Raw genomic sequence first — 18,708 nt, 5'->3', positions numbered from 1 at the left:
GCGCTGCTGCGGGTCGGGAAGTCTCAGACCCGGGAACGCTGGGCGCGCGGTACCACCCCGGTTGGCGCCCCGTGGGGCGCCCGCTCATTCATCAGCTGTGACGGGCTGGTCCCGGCGGGTTCTACTGAGGCCGCTCTGGGGCGGCCGGTTCTTCCCGCGGCTCTCCGGTGATGGCCGGGTCGATGCCGATGGGGTGAGTCTAACCGACCTCGTCGGCTGGGCGCGAGGGGGTCTCGGGCGCGGTGGGCGCGGACGCTGCGGTCTCGATGGGTGCGGGCTCGGTGGGCGCGGGGCGGGCGGGCCGGAGGAAGGCCGACGGCAGCATCGCCAGCACCCCGGCGCTGAGGATGCCCGCGGCGATCAGCCACAGCGGCAGCGCATCGCCGAGCACGAGCACCGCCGCGAACAGGCCGGTCAGCAGAACGAAGAACAGCCCGGCGCTCACGCCCCAGGCGCTCGAGGTCATGCGGGAGATCATCGTGCCTCCTTCCAGGTGACGTCGCCGACGCCGAGGCGCCCGATCACGCGGACCTGCACAGCCGACGGGTTCCACGCATCCGTGCCGCGATGCTCCGTGCCGCGCTGCCTGCCCATGCCGGTGGTGATGTCCGAGCCCACATCCCAGGAGTGCTTCGGCATGATCACGGTGACGTCCCCGACGGGCCGGTCGCACACCACCCGCATCGCCAGCTGCGGGGACTCGGCGGCGGGGGCCGACGGGTTCTTCGCCCGCCACTGCGCCTCCGCTTCCGCCGGGTCGGGCGGCGGCGGCAGCGCGGACATGTCCAGCACCACGGGCGTGGACCAGTCGCGCGGACCGCCCGGTGAACAGGGCACGACCGTGCCGGGCTCGTACTCGGCGACGCTCACCACCACCGGGTCCTGGTGGCGGGAATCGGTGAGCCGCACCCACATCACCGAGCCCGCGAGCGCGACGGCGCACACCGTGCCGAGGACCACGAGTCGCGTATCGGTGCGGCCGCGCAGGCCGAGCACGATCAGCGCCGCGCCGGTGAGTGCGAGGGTCGCCGAGGCGCCGGCGCCGATCCGGCCGATGAAGGCCAGCGGCCCGTCGGGGTTGAGGGTCGGCGCGAGGTGCGGGAAGAGGGACAGGATGCTGAACGCAGCGATGCCGGTGAGAGCGGCGATCGCGAACAGGACCGTGGAGGTGCGGGGATCCGTCGGCCTTCCACCCGGGTCGGTGGTGGCGTCGGCGCGGCCGGTGGCGCGGGGATCGGCGTCGGCGCCCCACGCCAGCGGTGCGTCGCGGCGCAGACGGCCCACGAGGTCGGCGAGTTCGTGCTCGGTGAGGATGCCGGCTCGGGCACCGAGCTGCCCGACGATGTAGGCGGAGCGGGCGCGGGAGGACTGCCAGCCGCCCACCACGACGATCGCCAGCAGCACCAGCAGCAGCGGCAGCAGGAATGCGAGGGCGAGCACGAACCAGCGGATGTAGGCCCAGACGGCGAGCCCGGCGAGGATCACCGCCGGGGGGATCGCGGCAGCGATGACGAGGTCGCCCGGCTGCGGGCGGCGCCGGCGCAGCGCCTGCAGGGGCGTGTCGAAGCGGGAGCCGGGCAGCTGGCGCGGCAGCAGGATCAGCAGGATCAGGTAGATGAGGGGGCCGATGCCGAGGATGCCGAGGAGGACCGCGCACGCGCGGACCAGGCGGGTGGGAAGGCCGAACCCGTCGGCGAGGGCGAGGCACACACCGCCGACGAAGCCGCCTCCGGGCCGGCGCACCACGCCGTAGCGCAGGGCGCGGTCGCGCGGTGTGAGGGAGCGGGGCGGCGCGATGACGGTGTCGAAGACGCTGCGGGACCCGTCGTCGTGGGGTTCTGCCATGGCACCATAGTGGCATGCCCGAGATCACCCAGCCGTCGGCCGATCGATGGGCGCGGACCCTCACCGACGCTCAACTGGTCGGCGTGTGCGGCGCCCTCGCCCGCGGCTGCGGTGTGCCGGTCGCCCCGATCCGGGGCCTGACCCTTCTGTCCTTCGTGATGATCTTCGCCGCTGTGCCGGTCACGCTCGGCCTCAACCAGCCGCCGATGGTCGCGCTGACGTTCGCGGGCCTGGCCAGCGGCATCGTGTTCGCCTACATGGTGGCCTGGTGGGCGCTGCCGCTGGACGAATCGGCGGAGCGGGAGCTGCTGATGGGGCTCTCGCAGGCGCCGATGCGGGGCCGGCCGGCGCTGTCGGATGCGTCGATGGCGCTGCGCTCCCCCGCCTCGCAGCTCCTGCAGTGGATGCTCATCGCTGCTCTCGTCGGCGCGGCCGTGATGCTGACGGTGACCGGCATCGGCACCACGGTGGTGTGGGCGCTGCCGAGCTGGCCTCAGATCGCCGCGTTCTGCGGCATCAGCGCCGCCGGCATCGCCCTCGGGGTGCTGCCGCTGAACGCGGTGGACCGCGCCCGGTGGGGCGGTCGGATCGCGCAGGTGCCCTCGGTCGCGATCGTGGCGCTGGGGCTGTCCGTGGTGCTGCTGCTCGCCGGGTCGCTCGGCATGGCCGCCGCCCTGTTCGGCCCCCGCGCTCTGCTGGTGGCGCTGGCCGTCGCGGTCATCGTGATGCTGCTGGTGGCGGCAGTGCTGGTGCCGTGGCTGCGGCGACTGTGGCGGGGCCTGCAGGAGGAGTCGCAGGAGCGGGCGCTCGCGCAGCAGCGCCAGGAGATCACCGCGCACCTGCACGATTCGGTGCTGCAGACCCTCACCGTGATCCAGCAGTCCGGCCGCGACGGCGAGTCGATGAAGCAGCTCGCGCGGCTGCAGGAAGCGGAGCTGCGGCGATGGCTGTACGGGCAGCAGGACGCCCAGGCGGAGGCGGACGGCAGCAGCCTGCGCACTGCGGTCGAGGAGATGTGCGCGGATCTGCAGGCGGAGCACGCCGTGGAGATCGTGACGGTCATCGTCGGCGACGCCCCCCTGTGCCCCCGGGCGCGGCCGCTGGTGAAGGCGCTGCGGGAGGCGACCAGCAACGCGGTTCGGCACGGCGGCACCGGTGTGCGGGTGTTCGTGGACATCTCCCCCGACGTCATCGAAGCGTTCGTGCGCGACCGCGGTGAGGGCTTCGACCTCGACGCGGTGCCGGAGGACCGCCTGGGTGTGCGAGAGTCGATCATCGGCCGGATGAGGCGCGCCGGCGGCACCGCCCGGGTGCGCCGCGCCGCCGGCGGCGGCATGGAGGTGGCGCTGCGACTGGAGCGCCCCGAGGAAGGACAGCCATGAGCACGAAGGACACGGTGAGGATCGTGGTGGTGGACGACCACCGCATCTTCCAGCTCGGCGTCATCGACGAACTGCAGCGGGCCGACCCGTCGATCGAAGTGGTCGGCACGGCCGCGACCGTCGACGAGGCGATCACCGTGATCGGGCGGGAGAAGCCCGACGTGGTGCTTCTCGACGTGCATCTGCCGGGCGGCCACGGCGGCGGGGGTGCGGAAGTGGCGCGCTCCGTCGGCGAGGAGGTGCGGTGCCTGGGCCTCAGCGTGTCCGACGCCGCCGATGACGTCATCGCCGTGATACGCGCCGGCGCCCGCGGCTACGTCACGAAGTCCATCACCGGCGAGGACCTCGCGGATGCGGTGCACCGGATCGCGGAGGGCGATGCGGTGTTCTCCCCGCGCCTGGCCGGGTTCGTGCTCGATGCGTTCCGGGGGCAGGCGCCGCCGAGGCCGACGGAGCTGGACCTCCTGTCACCGCGCGAGACCGAAGTGATGAAGCTGATCGCCCGCGGGTACACGTACCGGGAGACCGCGAGCGAACTGTTCATCTCCGACCGCACCGTGGAGACGCACATGTCGAAAGTGCTGAAGAAGCTGCAGGTATCCAACCGCTACGAGTTGACGCGGTGGGCGCGGGACCGGTTCGTGATCTGACCGATGTGATGGAGCAGGCAGACCCTTCGGGTCCACAGCGCCCGTGTGAGAACCTGTGTGCGCTGTTCCCATCAGCTGGATCGAGGAGATGACATGTCCCTGTTCGGAGAGCCGTTCACCGCGAAGTGCCTGAAGTCGCAGAAGACCGTCGAGGTCGAAGAGGGCCAGTCCCTGCTGCAGGCCCTGCTGGACGCCGGCATCGACATGGACTACTCCTGCGAGGGCGGCGTGTGCGGCACCTGCGTGGTGCCGCTGGTGTCCGGCGAGGTCGACCACCAGGACGAGTTCCTGATGGACGACGAGCACGAGACCCACATGACCACCTGCGTGTCCCGCGGAATCGGCGAGATCGAGATCGACGTCTGATCCTGCGCCCAGCGCACCTGGCCTAGCGTGGGGCCATGACGAAGAACCACGATTCCATCACCGACGCCGCGGCGGCTGAGCGCATGCCGCAGTGGCGCATTGAGGACTCCACCGCACACCTGCAGGCGAAGGGCCGGTCCTTCGCGGATGCGATCCGCTTCGTTACCGGCGTTGCGGAGCTCGCGGAGGCCGCTGACCACCACCCCGATATCGACATCCGGTTCAACCGGGTGCGCCTGGCGCTGTCCTCGCATGACGTCGGATCCCTCAGCGACAGGGACGTCGCGCTCGGCGAGCAGATCGTTCGGCTCGCAGAGGAGCAGGGGCTCACGGTGTCCGCTTGACCTCGAGGGGTCGGCGCATCAGTTTGTGGGCCGCCGCCTGCGCCACCGGCCGCATCGTGATGAGGTCGAGGTTGACGTGGGCGGGCAGTTCGATGCTGTAGGCGATGACATCGGCGACGTCCTGCGCGGTCAGCGGCTTCTCGACGCCCTCGTAGACGGCATCGGCCGCGGCCTGGTCGCCGCCGAGGCGGGTCAGGGAGAACTCGTCCGTGTGCACGAGACCGGGCGCGACTTCGATGACGCGGATCGGCTCGCCGGCGAGTTCGAGCCGCAGGGCCGCTGCGAGCATGTGCTCGGCCGCCTTCGCGGCGTTGTATCCGGAACCGCCCTCGTAGGCGACCTGTGCGGCGGTGGAGGTCAGGAAGACGATGTCGCCGCCGCCGGCGGTGCGGATCTGCGGCAGCAGCGCTTTGGTGACGCGCCCGGCGCCGAGGACGTTCGAGGCGTACATGCCGGTCCACTTCTCGAAGTCCGCGCGCTCCACCCAGTCCACTCCGAGGGCGCCTCCGGCCACGTTGATGAGGGCGCTGACGCCCTGGGGGAAGAGCTCGGCTGCGCGTTCGGCGAGGCGGTCCACGGATGCCCCATCGGAGACGTCCACGACGAGTGTCGAGACGCCGGTCTCGGCCGCAAGCGCCTCGAGCCGGTCGCCGCGGCGGGCGACGGCGAGGACGTGGAACCCGTCGGCCTGCAGGCGGCGGGCGACGGCGCGGCCGATGCCGGAGCTCGCGCCGGTGACGACGGCGGTGCGCTGATTCTCGTTCTGGTGCATGCGGATTCCTCCGGGGATCGGGGCGGGTGATGCTGTCATCGTACGGCGATGCCCGGGCACTCGCCGGGCGAAGCAGTAGACGCAGATCACAGTCGGTGGTTCAATAGCCAGCCAAGGAGTTGCAATTCCCGCAACCCGGTTGCCTTCGGCGCGGCGATGACGCCTGCAGCGCCCCCGACTCAAAGGATCACGATGAGTTCAGCACCCACCTCCACCACCCTGTCGGGCCAGCCCCGCAAGGCCGAGACCCTCCGCCAGACCCGCACGCGGGTCCTCACCGCCAGCTTCATCGGCAACTTCGTCGAATGGTTCGACTACGCCGTCTACGGCTACTTCGCGGTGGTCATCTCCGAAGTCTTCTTCCCGGATTCGAAGAACAAGCTGCTGCTGACCTTCGGCCTGTTCGCGATCTCCTTCCTCATCCGCCCGCTCGGCGGCTTCTTCTGGGGACACCTCGGCGACCGGATCGGTCGGCGCACAGCTCTGAGCTGGTCGATCCTCATCATGAGCGCCGCCACCTTCTGCATCGCCCTCATCCCCGGGTACGCCACGATCGGCGTGGCCGCTCCCCTGCTGCTGCTGGCGTGCCGCCTGGTGCAGGGATTCTCCGCCTCCGGCGAGTACGCGGGCGCCTCCGCATTCCTCGTGGAGTACGCCCCGGCGGACAAGCGGGGCCGCTACGCCGCAGTGGTCCCCGCCTCCACCGCCACCGGCCTGCTGATGGGCTCGCTGTTCGCAGCGGTGTCCACCGCCGTCCTCACCGATGCGCAGATGCACGACTGGGGATGGCGCGTCCCGTTCCTGCTCGCCGCACCGATGGGCCTGATCGGCCGCTACATCCGCAACAAGCTGGAGGACACCCCGGCCTTCCAGGAGATCTCCGCGGAGGACGAGGTCATCAAGGCCCCGATGATGCAGATGTTCCGCGACCACTGGCCTGCGCTGCTGCGAGCCTTCGGCGCGGTGCTGCTGAACGCAGTGGGCTTCTACGTGATCCTCAGCTACATGCCGACCTACTTGTCCGAGGTCGTGAAGCTGGATTCGACCCTGAGCTACATCGCCACCACGGTCGCGCTCATCACCTACATCGGCTTCATCTTCGTCACCGGCTCGCTGTCGGACCGCTTCGGGCGCCGACGGGTGCTGATGGCCGCGGCGGTCCTGGCCGTGGTGCTGACGATTCCGGCATTCATGCTGCTGAACACCGGCAGCTTCGTCGTGATCCTGCTGGTGCAGGTGGTCCTGGGCTTCGCCCTCACGCTCAACGACGGCACCCTGCCGAGCTTCCTGTCCGAACTGTTCCCCACCCGGGTGCGCTACTCCGGCTTCGCCGTCAGCTTCAACCTGGGCAATGCGATCTTCGGCGGCACCGCGCCGGCGATCTGCACCTGGCTGATCGCGACGTCCGGTTCGCAGATCGCGCCGTCCTACTACCTGATCGGCGCCGCTGTGGTGTCGTTCATCGCGGTGGCGCTGTCCCCCGAGACGAGTCGTCGCCCGCTGACCTGAGGAGTCCGTGATTCCATCGTGACCCCGGTCACGATATAGTCTTTTGCAACCTAGTTGTTGCTGACGCAACTTTTTGACCATCTGCGCCGCGCCTCGCAAGGAGGAGAACGCATGCCCTCATCATCCATCCCCCCAGCATCACCCGGCTCCCAGCCACCGACGGAGCAGGTGGGAGTCGATCTCCCCCGCTTCCGCGGACGGTCGATCCCGCCGATCGACTCCCTCATCATCAAGGTGCTGCCGCCGATCCTGATCGTCGCACTGGTCATCACCGTGACCGTGGCACCAGATGCGGCCTCGGACTTCATCTCCTATCTGCGCACCAAGGTCACCTCCGGCTGGACCTGGTACTTCGTGATGTACTCGCTGATCGCCGTGGCGCTGTGCACCTGGCTGTGCTTCTCGAAGGTCGGCAAGGTGCGCCTCGGTGGGCCGAAGGCGAAGCCCGAGCACTCGAACTTCGCCTGGTACTCCATGCTGTTCGCCTGCGGCCAGGGCATCGGCCTGATCTTCTGGTCGATCGCCGAGCCGATCATGCTCAAGCCGGAGAGCGAGCACCGCGTCATCGCCGGCGGCGCCAACACCGGTGATGTCGGCATCGTGTGGACGTACTTCCACTGGGGTCTGACCGCCTGGATCATGTACGGCGCCGTCGCCGTGTGCCTGGCGTACTCGCACCACAACCTCGGCAAGACCCTCACCTTCCGCGAGGCGACCGTGGACTTCCTGCCCCGCGCCGCGCAGCGCCCCGCCGGCGTGGTCGTGGAGATGCTCGCGATCATCGCCACCACGCTGGGCCTGGCCACCTCCTTCGGCTTCGCCGCCATGCAGTTCTCCTCCGGCATCGCCTCCTTCACCGGCCTGACCAGCTCGCCGGTGCTGTGGTTCACAGTCATCCTCGGCCTCGGCGCGCTCACCGCGGTATCCGCCTTCATGGGCGTCAACAAGGGCATGAAGCGGATCTCCGAGCTGAACTCCTACCTGTCGGTGGCCCTGATCGTCGGGGTGTTCGTATTCGGACCGACCGTCTACATCCTGTCCACCCTGTTCGAGACCTTCGGCTCGTTCATCCAGAACTTCATCTCGATGAGCTTCTACACCGGCGCCGACGGCGCCACCGGCCCGCTGGAGACCTGGCAGGACTCCTGGAACGGCTGGTGGACCGTGTTCATCTGGTGCTGGGTGATCGCCTTCAGCCCGTTCGTGGCCGGCTTCATCGCCCGCATCTCCCGCGGCCGCACCATCCGCAGCTTCGTCCTCGGCGTCACCATCGTCCCCTCCCTCATCGTCATGGTCTGGGTGGGCATCATCGGCGCCGCCGGCCTGTTCTACGACCAGCGATCGAATGAGGCGATCTCCGGCGCCATCGCGGAGGACACCTCCGCGGGCCTGTTCGCAATGCTGGACATGATCCCCGTGGTGGGCACCGTCCTGCTGGTCGTCGCGACCATCCTGGTGGCCACCTACTACGTGACCTCCCTGGACTCGGGCACCTACGCGCTCGCCGAGTTCGTGTCGGCCCCGAAGAAGTCCGGCCCGTGGTTCCGCGTGATCCTGGTGTTCTCGATCGCAACCGTGGCGGTGGTGCTGCTGTCCATCGGCGGCAGCGCCGTGGTGGACACCGTGCAGACCGGCACGATCCTCGGCGCATTCCCGTTCTCGTTCGTGCTGCTGATCATGTACTTCAACCTGTTCCGCCGCCTGCGCGCCCGCAACAAGAAGATCAAGCAGCTGGAGCGCGCGGTCAACGACCCGAACCATCGCCCTGAGGATGCATTCGTGGACGAGCACGGCATGCCGATCGAGGGAACTCCGCACCCGCACAACATCACCCTGGCGATGGAGGAGGGCAAGGACCCGTTCTCGCGAACCGGTGAGATCGAGATCCCCGAGGAGTTCCGCCGGGACCCGGCGGTCGCCGACATCGACTACGACTTCGACACCCGCAGCCCCAAGCCAAAGGGAGGACAGAAATGACCGAGCAGCCCATCGACCTGGCACTGTTCGATGCCGTCGCCTACCGCGAGTGGACGGAGGGGACCTCGGTGGTGCTGATCCCCGTCGGCGCGTTCGAGCAGCACGGCCCCCACATGCCGCTGGGGACGGACGCGATCCTGTCCACGGCGATGGCCCGCGGGACAGCGGAGCGGATCAACCGCGTCGCCCCCGGGGCGGCGGCGGTGGCGCAGCCGTTCACGCACGGCTACAAGTCGCAGCAGAAGTCCGGCGGCGGCGACCACCTGCCGGGCACCATCAGCCTCGACGCCTCCACGCTGATCGCCCAGACCCGCGACATCGCCCGCGGCTTCCTCCAGCAGGGGGTGAGCCACGTGGTGTTCGTCAACGGGCACTACGAGAACTACCAGTTCCTGTACGAGGGCATCGACCTGGCGCTGCGGGACCTCGGGATCAGCGAGGAGGGCGGGCAGTCGGCGATGCTGCTGAGCTATTGGGACTTCGTCACCGAGGACACTCTGCGCGCCGTCTACCCGGACGGCTTCCCCGGCTGGGACATCGAGCACGGCGGGGTGCTGGAGACATCGCTGATGCTGCATCTGCGTCCCGAGCACGTGCGGATGGAGCGGGCGGTGTCGCATCCTCCGGCGGAGCTGCCGCGCTTCGACCGTCTGCCGGTCATCGCCTCCCGCACCCCGGAGACGGGGTGCCTGTCGGCGCCCGACGGATCCTCGGCCGAGAAGGGTGAGCTGCTGTTCGCGCAGGCGGCGGGCCTGATGGCGGAGGACATCGCAGCCGAGCTCCGGCTGGCATCCGCGTGACGGAGCGCAGGACTTGACGTTCGTCACACCATGAGTATCCTTGAGGGGAACGGCGTTGCAGGTGCCGCAACAGGGCAGGCAGGTCCGTTCCCTTCAACTTTTCCACCGTTCTTTCGACCACAAAGGAGTGTCATGAATACCACCGTCACCTCGGTCAACGACCTCGACCGCCTGAAGACCCTGCACAACGGTGAGAAGCAGCAGCTCACCTTCTCCGATGCCGAGTTCGAGCGCCGCCTGAAGGGCCTGCGAGAGATCATGGCCGCCAAGGACATGGACGCGGTCATCCTCACCTCGTACCAGGGCATCAAGTACTACTCGGACTTCCTGTTCACCTACTTCGGCCGCTCCTACGCGCTCGTGGTGACCCAGAAGAACACCACCACCGTCACCGCGAACATCGATGCGGGCATGCCGTGGCGCACCAGCTTCGGCGACAACATCGTCTACACCGACTGGCGCCGCGACAACTTCTACTACGGCCTGCAGGAGGCCCTGAAGCGCGACGGCGTCAAGGCCAAGAAGATCGGCATCGAGGACGACACCGTCCCCGCCCTCATCCGCGAGCGCCTTCAGGATGCCTTCCCGGATGCGACCCTCGAGGACGTCTCGCAGGACGCCATGCGCCAGCGCATGATCAAGTCCGCCGAGGAGATCGAGGTCATCAAGCACGGCGCCCGCATCGGCGACCTCGGCGGTGAGGCGATCCGCCAGGCGATCCGTGAAGGCGTCATGGAGTACGAGGTGGCCCTCGCCGGCACCGAGGCGATGACCCACGAGATCGCGAAGACCTTCCCGCACCGCGAGGTGCGCGACACCTGGGTGTGGTTCCAGTCCGGCATCAACACCGACGGCGCCCACAACTGGGCCACCACCCGGAAGCTGCAGAAGGGCGACATCCTCTCCCTCAACTGCTTCCCCATGACCTCCGGGTACTACACGGCACTGGAGCGCACCCTGTTCCTCGGCGAGCCGGACGAGGAGTCGCTGCGCCTGTGGAACATCAACGTCGAGGTGCATGAGCGCGGCCTGGAGCTCATCAAGCCCGGCGCGGTCTGCAAGGACATCGCGCTCGAGCTCAACGAGATCTACGCCGGCTACGGCATCCTGCCCAAGCGCACCTTCGGCTACGGCCACTCCTTCGGCGTCCTCTCCCACTACTACGGCCGCGAAGCGGGCCTGGAGCTGCGCGAGGACATCGAGACCGTGATCGAGCCGGGCATGGTCGTCTCCATGGAGCCGATGATCACCATCGAGGACGGCCAGCCGGGCGCCGGCGGCTACCGCGAGCACGACATCCTCGTGGTCGGCGAGGACTCGGTGGAGAACATCACCAAGTTCCCGTACGGCCCGGAGAAGAACATCATCGAGGCCTGATCCTCCTCCGCCGCCGGGGCCGGTCGTTCACTGCGAACGGCCGGCCCCGGCGGCATGTGCGCACCCGGCCAGTCCGCGGTCACGGACGGAGGCCCGGTGCGCTTCGCCCCATTTACGCCGGATTCCTCAAGATTCCTTCCCGATTGCGATTGGCTGAGACGACTATGACCGACTCCGAATCCGCAAAGAACCCGTCGACCATCGGCACCATGATCGAGGTGCTGCGCTGCTTCACCGTGAACGAACCGGTGCGCGGCGTCACCGACATCGCCGCCCAGGTGGGACTGCACAAGTCGTCCGTGTCCCGCATCCTGCAGACCCTGCAGCAGGAGCGCCTGGTGGTACAGGACGAGCAGTCCCGCAAGTACGAACTCAGCTGGGGTCTGCTCGGCATCGCCGGGCCGCTGCTCAGCCAGCTGTCGGTGCGGAGGGTCGCCTACCCGCTGATGGAGGACCTGCGCGACTCCACGCAGGAGACGGTCTCCCTGGTGGTGTTCGACGGCCTGGAGGGCATCTCTGTGGAGCAGGTGGCGAGCCCCCGCCACATCAAGCACACCTCCCCCATGGGCACGCGGTACAGCACGGGCCATTCCGCCAGCATCCAGGTGTTCCTCGCCCACGTCGAGGAAGAGCGGGTGCGTGAGCTGCTGGCGGAGGGCCGCTTCGAGTTCACTACGGCCCCGTCGGCCGAGGACTACCTCGCGGCGCTGCGGCAGGCGCGCGCCGACGGGTTCGCGGCGAACGCCGGCCTCACCCACCCGGACGAGGTGGGCATCGCCGCGCCCGTGTTCGACCATCGGGGCATCGTGACGGCGGCGCTGATGATCGCAGCTCCGCGCTACCGCACCGATGACGCCCTCATCGCACAGCTGGGGCCCGCCTGCGCGGACGTCGCCTCGGTGATCAGTGAGCGGATGGGGTTCGCCGGCCACGTGGAGGACTGAGCGCGGCTCGGGCCGTCGCGCCCGCGCCCGGGGGGTGCGAGCAGTGCCACGCGCCGCAGCGTCGGGCTGCGGCGGGGCATCTGAGACAATGGGCCGCATGAGTGAGATCGATTCCCGCGCAGGCCACGACTCGGCCGCGAGCGCACCCGCCATCCCCGCCAAGCCCAGCCTGGAGGGCCTGGAAGAGAAATGGGACCAGAACTGGACTGACTCCCAGGTCTTCGCATTCGACCCGGACACCACCCGGTCCGAGGTCTTCTCGATCGACACCCCTCCCCCGACCGCGTCGGGCTCCCTGCACATCGGCCACGTGTTCGCGTACTCGCAGTCGGACATCATCGCCCGCTACCAGCGGATGACCGGCAAGAACGTGTTCTTCCCGATGGGCTGGGACGACAACGGCCTGCCCACCGAGCGCCGCGTCCAGAACTACTACGGTGTGCGCTGCGACCCGTCACTGCCGTACGAGGAGGGCTTCGAGCCCCCGCACCGCGGCGGCAACGCACAGACCGCGAAGCCGCAGAACCAGCAGCCGATCTCCCGCCGCAACTTCATCGAACTGTGCCTGGAGCTCACCGGTGAGGACGAGAAGGCGTTCGAGCACGTGTTCCGCACCCTCGGCCTGTCCGTCGACTGGGGCCGCCTCACCTACCAGACCATCAACGCGAAGGCCCAGGCCACGAGCCAGAAGGCGTTCCTCGACCATGTCGCCTCCGGCCACGCCTACCAGGCGGAGGCCCCCACCCCGTGGGACACCACATTCCGCACAGCGGTGGCGCAGGCCGAGCAGGAGGACCAGGACCGCCCGGGCGCGTACCACCGCGTCGGCTTCACGAAGCCGGACGGCGAGAAGGTCTTCATCGAGACAACCCGCCCGGAGCTGCTGCCCGCCTGTGTGGCACTGGTGGCCCACCCGGACGACGAGCGCTACCAGGACCTGTTCGGCACCACCGTCACCTCCCCGCTGTTCGGTGTGGAGGTGCCGGTGAAGGCGCACGAGCTGGCGCAGATGGACAAGGGCGCCGGCATCGCGATGATCTGTACGTTCGGTGACGCCACGGACGTGATCTGGTGGCGCGAACTGGACCTGCCGACCCGCGCCGTGATCGGCCGCGACGGCCGCTTCATTCCCGAGGCGGAGTGGATCACCTCCGAGGAGGGCGCGGCCCACTACGCCGAGGTCGCCGGCGCCACCGTCTTCACCGCGCAGAAGCGCATCGTGGAGAAGCTCACCGCCTCCGGTGATCTGGTGGGCGAGCCGAAGAGGATCACCCACCCGGTGAAGTTCTACGAGAAGGGCGATAAGCCCCTCGAATACGTGACGAGCCGCCAGTGGTACATCTCCAACGGCGGCCGCGATACGGACCTGCGCGCCGAGCTGGTCACGCGCGGCGAGGAGCTGGAGTGGTTCCCGCCGTTCATGGAGTCCCGCTACCGCAACTGGGTGGAGAACCTGACCGGTGACTGGCTGGTGTCCCGCCAGCGCTACTTCGGCGTGCCGATCCCCGTCTGGTACGGGGTCGCGGCCGACGGCTCCCCGGACTACGACACGCTGCTGACGCCGTCGGCGGAGCAGCTGCCGATCGATCCGACCCTGGACGTCCCGGAGGGCTTCACCGAGTCGCAGCGCGACCAGCCGGGCGGCTTCACCGCAGACCGGGACATCCTCGATACCTGGGCGACCAGTTCGCTGACCCCGCTGCTGGTGACGGACTGGCTGGGCGAGCAGGACATCCTGAACAAGGTGTACCCGTTCGATCTGCGGCCGCAGGGCCACGACATCATCCGCACCTGGCTGTTCTCCACCGTGGTGCGCTCCCACCTGCTCACGGATTCCCTGCCGTGGAAGGGCGCCACGATCAACGGCTGGATCCTGGATCCGGACCGCAAGAAGATGTCGAAGTCCAAGGGCAACGTGGTCACCCCGATCGACCTGTTGGAGCAGTACGGCTCCGACGGCGTCCGCTACTGGGCGGCACGTGCCCGCCAGGGCGCGGACACCGCGTTCGAGGAGGGGCAGATGAAGATCGGTCGCCGCCTGGCGATCAAAGTCCTCAACGCCTCGAAGTTCGCGCTCGGTTTCGGCGAGGCCCCGTCGGACCCCGCGGGTGTTCTCGCGGCTGACCCGGCCGCCGTCACCGAGGCGCTGGACCGCTCCATGCTGGCGGCGCTCGCCGACGTGGTGGAGCAGGCGTCCACCGCGCTCGCGAAGCACGACTACGCCCGTGCCCTCGAAGTGATCGAGCCGTTCTTCTGGACGTTCTGCGACGACTTCATCGAACTGGTGAAGTCCCGCGCCCACGGCCACGCCGGTGAGGAGGCCGCGCTCAGTGCCCGCGCCGCCCTCACGATCGCGCTGGATGTGCAGCTGCGCCTGTTCGCGCCGTACCTGCCGTTCGCGACCGACGAGGTGTGGTCCTGGTGGCGCACGGGCTCCGTGCACGCCCAGGCGTGGCCGCAGGCCGCTCCCCTGCGGGAGGCTGCGGGCACGGAGACCGGCGAGCTGCTCGATGTGGTCAGCGCCGCGATCATCGTGGTCCGCAAGGTTAAGAGCGATGCGAAGGTCTCGCAGCGCACCCCGCTGCTGCGGGCCGCTCTGCATGTGCCCGCCGCACAGGTGGAGCTGCTGCGCCGCGACGCGGACGACGTGTGCCGCCTGGGCTCCATCGAGGACCTGACGATCGAGGCGATCGATGAGGGTGCGGAGGACCAGTCGATCCGGGTGGAGGGCGCTGAGCTGGGCGAACCGCCGGCGAAGCGGCCGCGGAACTGACCGCTGCCGTGACCGCGCGAATCCGCCTTGCCGGCAGCGGCCAGGACGCCGTCATCGAGCCCGCTGAGGTGGGCGAGGGCCACGTACTGATCCTCGACGGCGCGGAGCAGTCCCACGTGGACCTCGCGGACCCGTCGGCGATCCGCCACGAGTACCTGCGCCGCGTTGCGAACGTCGTCGATTCGCTGCCGGCGGGGCCGCTGCGGGTGCTGCACCTCGGCGCCGGGGCGCTGACCCTGGTGCGGTACGTGCAGGCGCTGCGGCCCGGCTCGGAGCAGACCGTGGTGGAGCTGGAGGCGGAGCTGGTGGGCTGGGTGCTGCAGCACCTGCCGCTGCCGGCCGGCACCCGCCTCACCGCGGTGGCGGACGATGCGCTGGCGATCGTGCACCAGCTGGAGGCGTCCTCGTTCGACTGCGTGGTGGTGGACATCTTCACCGATACGGGGCCGACGGATCTGGGCGCCCCGCAGTTCTACACCGCCCTGCTGAAGCTGTTGACTGACCGGGGCGTCGCGATCGTCAACATCGGCGACTCCCCCGGTCTGCAGCTGTTCTCCCGCCACGCCGCTCTGATGGAGGGCGCCGCGGAGACCGCGGGCATGGGCGGGGTGTGGACGCTGACCGATGCGTCGATGCTCGCGGGGAACCGGCCGGGGAACCTGGTGCTGGCGGCCGGTCCGGGCCTCTCCCCCGCCGCGGGCATGGATGTGTCTGCCGAGGCGCAGCGGTGGCGCGCGGCGGGGCCGCACCCGTCGGCCGTGCTGGATCCGGACGGGACCGCGGAGCTGGTGCAACGCTTCGCCTGATGGGGTGGAGTGCCCAGGTGGGGACGGGGACCCGTCTCCGGGGCGCGACAGGGTACCCAGGGAGGCCCTAGTCTCGGAATCAGCGGCGGCACCGAGCCGCCCACGGTTTCGGGAAAGGACCAGCACGATGCACCCCACCACAGCAACCAGGCGCGGCGCCCTCGGCCTCCTCGCCGTCAGCAGTTTCGGCCTCACCGCCTGCGGCGCCAACTCGAAGGCCTCGGATTCGAGCGACCCGGCAGGCTCCGCGGCCGCACCGGCGGCCTCGAAGGCACCGGAGGCCGACAGCGCGTCCGACGGCGGAGGCGCGCGTGACAGCAGCGCCTCTGACGGAGGCGGCGCAGGCACCACCGCCGGCACGCCCAGCAGCACCGGCGCCGACCCCATCGCCACCGCGGAGGTCCCCATCACCCGGCCCGGGGATCCGGACGCCACAATGACTGTGTCGCTGCTGGCACTGACCCGCAGCGGCGACACCCTCGAGGCCACCTACGAATACACACTGCACGCCACCACCGATGGTGACTCCGGGCGGATCGACAGCCTGCACGAGTTCAACGGCGCCACCAAGTTCCGCCCGTTCCTCATCGACCAGAAGAACCTCAACAAGCATCTGGCGATCGATGAGGTCTCCACAGAATCCACCGAGCTGGTCCTCAACCCGGAGAAGCCGAAGCGCGGCCAGTGGGTGTTCGGCGCTCCGCCCGCGGACGTCACCGCCATGGACGTGGTGCTGTGGACCGGGGAGCCGCTGGTGAAGCAGGTGCCGATCCGATGAGCACCATCGAGCCCCTGAACCCCGAGATCATCCCGCTGAAGCCGCTGATCGAACCCCTGGAGCAGGAGTCCACGGACGGCGCCGACCGCGTCATCACCCTGAACTCGGACATCCTGTTCGACTTCGGTCGGCACGACCTCTCGAAGTCCGCCGCCGCAAAGATCGTGGCGCTGGTGTCGAAGCTGCCGGACGGCACTGAGGTGCGGGTTGAAGGGCACACGGACTCGGTCCCCTCCAGCATGGGCAACGATGTGCTCTCGCAGAAGCGCGCTCAGGCCGTGGCGGATGCGATCACGGCGGCTCGAGCGGACCTGACTCTGACGGTGAAGGGATTCGGCGAGTCGAAGCCGATCGAACCGAACGAGAAGAACGGTGAGGACAACCCGGAGGGGCGGGCGAAGAACCGTCGCGTGGAGATCCGCAGCGCGGCCTGACCGAGCGGGGCGGGTGTTCAGGTGATGGCCGTAGCGTCGGTGCCATGACTGCTGAGCACTCTGCTGCCCGTGTCCCGTCGAAGCCGTTCACCATGTCGTACAGCGTCCGCGTGGACGGACCTGCCGACGAGCTGTGGGCGATCGCCGCGAACCCGCACCGCCACCATGAACTCGACGGCTCCTCCTCCATTGGTACCGATGCGATCGGCCCGGACGAGCTGCGGCACGGCGACGTGTTCCGTGTCCGCACCACGAAGTTCGGCCTCACCTACCGCCTGCCGATGCGGGTCACCGAGTCGGTGCCGGGCCGCACGGTGGCGTTCCGCCACCCGCTCGGCTTCCGCTGGAGGTGGGACTTCGAACCGGTCCCGGGGGCCGACGGGGTCAGCATCGCCACCGAGACCTTCGACTATTCGCATGTCCCCTCGATCGTGCTGCGCGGGTGCCGGCGACTGGGTGTGTTCGAGGGGAACGAGGAGTCGATCTGCTCCTCGCTCGATCAGTTGGCGCGGCGGTACGCCTGAAATCGCGAGGGGGCCTCATCGGTCCGTGTCACTGGGCGGCAGACTCTGGTCGACTGCGCTGAACCGCCAGCGCGGTGATCACACCGGTGGGCAGGAGCAGCAGGTGCGGCAGGGGGATCGTCCAGTCGCCACTGAGCGCGCCGTACACGATCCAGGAGGCGCTCGCCGCGGCGGTCAGCCAGTACATGGCGGCGCTCACACCGGCGGCGCTGTCCGGTCGACGGATCACGCGGACCATCTGCGGCAGGTTGATCACCGCTGTCACCACCACGGCGGCGGCCGCCACCGCTGCAGGTGACAGCAGGCTCGTCCCGACGACCACGGCGAGGATGCTGAGCAGAGTCAGCAGCAGCCGCCCCCGCAGCTCGGGCCGGGCCCGACCCACGAGGAAGGCGATCACGGCGAACCCGATCGCGATCGGCACCTGGCCGACGAGCAGCGGCACATCGACCCCGCTGCCCTGCAGGGCGTGCACGGACCAGAGCACCCGGCCGGTGAAGCCCGCGATGATGGTGCCGAGCGCGATGCCCTCCACGCTGCGGAATGCGCGCGCCACCTGCGGCCAGGCGAGCAAGCAGTTCAGGGCGATGCCGAGCACGCCGGCGATGGAAGCGATGAGGGCGGTGGGCATCACAGCACGGCGCGGACCGCCGCTTCGAAGCCGTCCACGTGGGCGCTGACCATGTCGGCGGCACGGTCCGCGTCGCCGTCGATGATCGCCTCCATCAGTGCACGGTGCTCCACGATGTGCTCGGAGATCGTCGGCATCCGATCCAGCACCACGCACCAGATGCGGGTCACGAGGTTGTCCAGGCGGATGAGCTCCCCGGCGAGGTGGGTGTTCTCCGTGGCGGCGTAGATCAGGCGGTGGACGTCGACGTCGTACTCCAGCAGCTCCCGTCGGCTCATCGCCGACGGATCCAGCTGCCCGATGTCGTCCGCGACGCGCCGGAACACCTCCCGGTCACCAGGCGTGAGGCGCTCGGCCGCGAGGCGGGCACCGAGCGGCTCCAGCACCCGTCGGACCTCGAAGATCGACTGCAGCTCGGTGATGTCCACGTGCGTGGCGAAGGTGCCGCGGCGCGGATACGACACCACCAGCTGGTCGAGCTCCAGGCGCTTGAGCGCCTCGCGCAGCGGGGTGCGGCCCACGCCGAGCTCGGTGGCCAGGGCGCTCTCGTTGATCGGGTCGCCGGGACGGATGTCCAGCATGATGAGCCGCCGCAGCACGTCAGCGTAGGCGCGCTCGGACATCGACCCCTCGCCCGCCTCCGCGGTGCGCTGCCCCTGGATGATCGCGAGCCCGTTGCCGGCGGACAGCGGTGCGTCGTCGGTCGTGGTCTGCGAACTCATGCGGAAATCTCCATCGGATGGCGGTACTGAGCTGGACTGTTGCACTGATCAGAACAATGTTGCGAAAAATGCTT

Annotated in this window: 19 protein-coding genes; 14 read left to right on the top strand and 5 right to left on the bottom strand. The window is 69.2% G+C overall.

Annotation, left to right across the window (positions count from 1 at the left end; all coding sequences use genetic code 11):
• Nucleotides 1-199: 199 nt before the first annotated feature.
• Together FHX50_RS08745 and FHX50_RS11910 are read right to left on the bottom strand one after the other, a co-directional pair.
• Nucleotides 200-478, bottom strand: a complete 279-nt coding sequence (locus FHX50_RS08745; protein ID WP_183376662.1) for a hypothetical protein — start codon at nucleotides 476-478, stop codon at nucleotides 200-202.
• A complete protein-coding gene (locus FHX50_RS11910) occupies nucleotides 475-1,845 on the bottom strand; it encodes a PspC domain-containing protein (RefSeq protein ID WP_221187294.1) in 1,371 nt (456 codons plus the stop codon). Before FHX50_RS11910 ends, FHX50_RS08745 begins: the two co-directional genes overlap by 4 nt.
• 14 nt (nucleotides 1,846-1,859) lie before the next feature.
• Between FHX50_RS11910 and FHX50_RS08735 the strand changes: the two genes are divergently transcribed.
• From FHX50_RS08735 to FHX50_RS08720, 4 genes are all read left to right on the top strand, one after another.
• Nucleotides 1,860-3,227: a sensor histidine kinase gene (locus FHX50_RS08735; protein WP_183376660.1), complete on the top strand. Its 1,368-nt coding sequence runs from the start codon at nucleotides 1,860-1,862 to the stop codon at nucleotides 3,225-3,227.
• Nucleotides 3,224-3,877, top strand: a complete 654-nt coding sequence (locus FHX50_RS08730; RefSeq protein ID WP_183376658.1) for a LuxR C-terminal-related transcriptional regulator — start codon at nucleotides 3,224-3,226, stop codon at nucleotides 3,875-3,877. Before FHX50_RS08735 ends, FHX50_RS08730 begins: the two co-directional genes overlap by 4 nt.
• A gap of 93 nt (nucleotides 3,878-3,970) precedes the next feature.
• Nucleotides 3,971-4,243, top strand: coding sequence for a 2Fe-2S iron-sulfur cluster-binding protein (locus FHX50_RS08725; protein ID WP_183376656.1), 273 nt, complete (start codon nucleotides 3,971-3,973; stop codon nucleotides 4,241-4,243).
• 35 nt (nucleotides 4,244-4,278) lie between these two features.
• Nucleotides 4,279-4,587, top strand: a complete 309-nt coding sequence (locus tag FHX50_RS08720) for a 4a-hydroxytetrahydrobiopterin dehydratase (RefSeq protein WP_183376654.1) — start codon at nucleotides 4,279-4,281, stop codon at nucleotides 4,585-4,587.
• Here FHX50_RS08720 and FHX50_RS08715 read toward each other — a convergent pair.
• Entirely contained in the window at nucleotides 4,571-5,359 is a 789-nt protein-coding gene (locus FHX50_RS08715) for an SDR family oxidoreductase (RefSeq protein WP_183376652.1), read from the bottom strand. The genes FHX50_RS08720 and FHX50_RS08715 overlap by 17 nt on opposite strands.
• Nucleotides 5,360-5,551: 192 nt before the next feature.
• Here FHX50_RS08715 and FHX50_RS08710 point away from each other — a divergent pair, with 192 nt between their 5' ends.
• The 10 genes from FHX50_RS08710 (at nucleotide 5,552) to FHX50_RS08665 (ending at nucleotide 17,281) form a co-directional block, all read left to right on the top strand.
• Entirely contained in the window at nucleotides 5,552-6,868 is a 1,317-nt protein-coding gene (locus FHX50_RS08710) for an MFS transporter (RefSeq protein WP_183376650.1), read from the top strand.
• Between the two features lie 111 nt (nucleotides 6,869-6,979).
• Nucleotides 6,980-8,845 (top strand): BCCT family transporter, encoded by a 1,866-nt coding sequence (locus FHX50_RS08705; protein WP_183376648.1) that lies wholly within the window; start codon nucleotides 6,980-6,982, stop codon nucleotides 8,843-8,845.
• Complete coding sequence (locus tag FHX50_RS08700; RefSeq protein WP_183376646.1) at nucleotides 8,842-9,645, top strand: creatininase; 804 nt, start codon at nucleotides 8,842-8,844, stop codon at nucleotides 9,643-9,645. The genes FHX50_RS08705 and FHX50_RS08700 overlap by 4 nt, the downstream gene beginning before the upstream one ends.
• Before the next feature lie 132 nt (nucleotides 9,646-9,777).
• Nucleotides 9,778-11,022 (top strand): aminopeptidase P family protein, encoded by a 1,245-nt coding sequence (locus FHX50_RS08695; RefSeq protein ID WP_183376644.1) that lies wholly within the window; start codon nucleotides 9,778-9,780, stop codon nucleotides 11,020-11,022.
• Between the two features lie 164 nt (nucleotides 11,023-11,186).
• Nucleotides 11,187-11,966, top strand: a complete 780-nt coding sequence (locus tag FHX50_RS08690; protein WP_183376642.1) for an IclR family transcriptional regulator — start codon at nucleotides 11,187-11,189, stop codon at nucleotides 11,964-11,966.
• A 97-nt stretch (nucleotides 11,967-12,063) separates the two neighbouring features.
• On the top strand, nucleotides 12,064-14,739 hold the full coding sequence (gene valS, locus FHX50_RS08685; protein ID WP_183376640.1) for a valine--tRNA ligase: 2,676 nt from the start codon (nucleotides 12,064-12,066) through the stop codon (nucleotides 14,737-14,739).
• A gap of 8 nt (nucleotides 14,740-14,747) precedes the next feature.
• Nucleotides 14,748-15,545 carry a spermidine synthase gene (locus tag FHX50_RS08680; protein WP_285262501.1) on the top strand — a complete coding sequence of 266 codons (798 nt, stop codon included), beginning with the start codon at nucleotides 14,748-14,750 and terminating at the stop codon, nucleotides 15,543-15,545.
• A gap of 127 nt (nucleotides 15,546-15,672) precedes the next feature.
• Nucleotides 15,673-16,323, top strand: a complete 651-nt coding sequence (locus FHX50_RS08675) for a hypothetical protein (RefSeq protein WP_183376638.1) — start codon at nucleotides 15,673-15,675, stop codon at nucleotides 16,321-16,323.
• On the top strand, nucleotides 16,320-16,757 hold the full coding sequence (locus FHX50_RS08670; protein ID WP_183376636.1) for an OmpA family protein: 438 nt from the start codon (nucleotides 16,320-16,322) through the stop codon (nucleotides 16,755-16,757). Before FHX50_RS08675 ends, FHX50_RS08670 begins: the two co-directional genes overlap by 4 nt.
• Nucleotides 16,758-16,801: 44 nt before the next feature.
• Complete coding sequence (locus FHX50_RS08665) at nucleotides 16,802-17,281, top strand: SRPBCC family protein (RefSeq protein ID WP_183376634.1); 480 nt, start codon at nucleotides 16,802-16,804, stop codon at nucleotides 17,279-17,281.
• Nucleotides 17,282-17,309: 28 nt separating this feature from the next.
• On the opposite strand, the gene FHX50_RS08660 is transcribed toward FHX50_RS08665, so the two are convergent.
• Nucleotides 17,310-17,912, bottom strand: coding sequence for a hypothetical protein (locus FHX50_RS08660; RefSeq protein WP_183376632.1), 603 nt, complete (start codon nucleotides 17,910-17,912; stop codon nucleotides 17,310-17,312).
• The gene (locus FHX50_RS08655; protein ID WP_239375914.1) at nucleotides 17,912-18,535 is read right to left on the bottom strand and encodes a GntR family transcriptional regulator; all 624 of its coding nucleotides are present in this window, start codon (nucleotides 18,533-18,535) and stop codon (nucleotides 17,912-17,914) included. Before FHX50_RS08655 ends, FHX50_RS08660 begins: the two co-directional genes overlap by 1 nt.
• Nucleotides 18,536-18,708 lie beyond the last annotated feature (173 nt).

Origin of the sequence: Helcobacillus massiliensis (assembly GCF_014191425.1) — a bacterium.
In the GTDB taxonomy this organism is placed as follows: Bacteria; Actinomycetota; Actinomycetes; order Actinomycetales; family Dermabacteraceae; genus Helcobacillus; species Helcobacillus massiliensis.
This window is presented reverse-complemented; position numbering and strand designations above follow the sequence as displayed.

Bases quoted from the DNA above. Each gene is read 5' to 3' on its own strand.
- FHX50_RS08745 (WP_183376662.1), bottom strand. From the start codon at position 478: ATGATCTCCCGCATGACCTCGAGCGCCTGGGGCGTGAGCGCCGGGCTG.
- FHX50_RS11910 (WP_221187294.1), bottom strand. From the start codon at position 1,845: ATGGCAGAACCCCACGACGACGGGTCCCGCAGCGTCTTCGACACCGTC.
- FHX50_RS08735 (WP_183376660.1), top strand. From the start codon at position 1,860: ATGCCCGAGATCACCCAGCCGTCGGCCGATCGATGGGCGCGGACCCTC.
- FHX50_RS08730 (WP_183376658.1), top strand. From the start codon at position 3,224: ATGAGCACGAAGGACACGGTGAGGATCGTGGTGGTGGACGACCACCGC.
- FHX50_RS08725 (WP_183376656.1), top strand. From the start codon at position 3,971: ATGTCCCTGTTCGGAGAGCCGTTCACCGCGAAGTGCCTGAAGTCGCAG.
- FHX50_RS08720 (WP_183376654.1), top strand. From the start codon at position 4,279: ATGACGAAGAACCACGATTCCATCACCGACGCCGCGGCGGCTGAGCGC.
- FHX50_RS08715 (WP_183376652.1), bottom strand. From the start codon at position 5,359: ATGCACCAGAACGAGAATCAGCGCACCGCCGTCGTCACCGGCGCGAGC.
- FHX50_RS08710 (WP_183376650.1), top strand. From the start codon at position 5,552: ATGAGTTCAGCACCCACCTCCACCACCCTGTCGGGCCAGCCCCGCAAG.
- FHX50_RS08705 (WP_183376648.1), top strand. From the start codon at position 6,980: ATGCCCTCATCATCCATCCCCCCAGCATCACCCGGCTCCCAGCCACCG.
- FHX50_RS08700 (WP_183376646.1), top strand. From the start codon at position 8,842: ATGACCGAGCAGCCCATCGACCTGGCACTGTTCGATGCCGTCGCCTAC.
- FHX50_RS08695 (WP_183376644.1), top strand. From the start codon at position 9,778: ATGAATACCACCGTCACCTCGGTCAACGACCTCGACCGCCTGAAGACC.
- FHX50_RS08690 (WP_183376642.1), top strand. From the start codon at position 11,187: ATGACCGACTCCGAATCCGCAAAGAACCCGTCGACCATCGGCACCATG.
- valS (WP_183376640.1), top strand. From the start codon at position 12,064: ATGAGTGAGATCGATTCCCGCGCAGGCCACGACTCGGCCGCGAGCGCA.
- FHX50_RS08675 (WP_183376638.1), top strand. From the start codon at position 15,673: ATGCACCCCACCACAGCAACCAGGCGCGGCGCCCTCGGCCTCCTCGCC.
- FHX50_RS08670 (WP_183376636.1), top strand. From the start codon at position 16,320: ATGAGCACCATCGAGCCCCTGAACCCCGAGATCATCCCGCTGAAGCCG.
- FHX50_RS08665 (WP_183376634.1), top strand. From the start codon at position 16,802: ATGACTGCTGAGCACTCTGCTGCCCGTGTCCCGTCGAAGCCGTTCACC.
- FHX50_RS08660 (WP_183376632.1), bottom strand. From the start codon at position 17,912: ATGCCCACCGCCCTCATCGCTTCCATCGCCGGCGTGCTCGGCATCGCC.
- FHX50_RS08655 (WP_239375914.1), bottom strand. From the start codon at position 18,535: ATGTCCGAGCGCGCCTACGCTGACGTGCTGCGGCGGCTCATCATGCTG.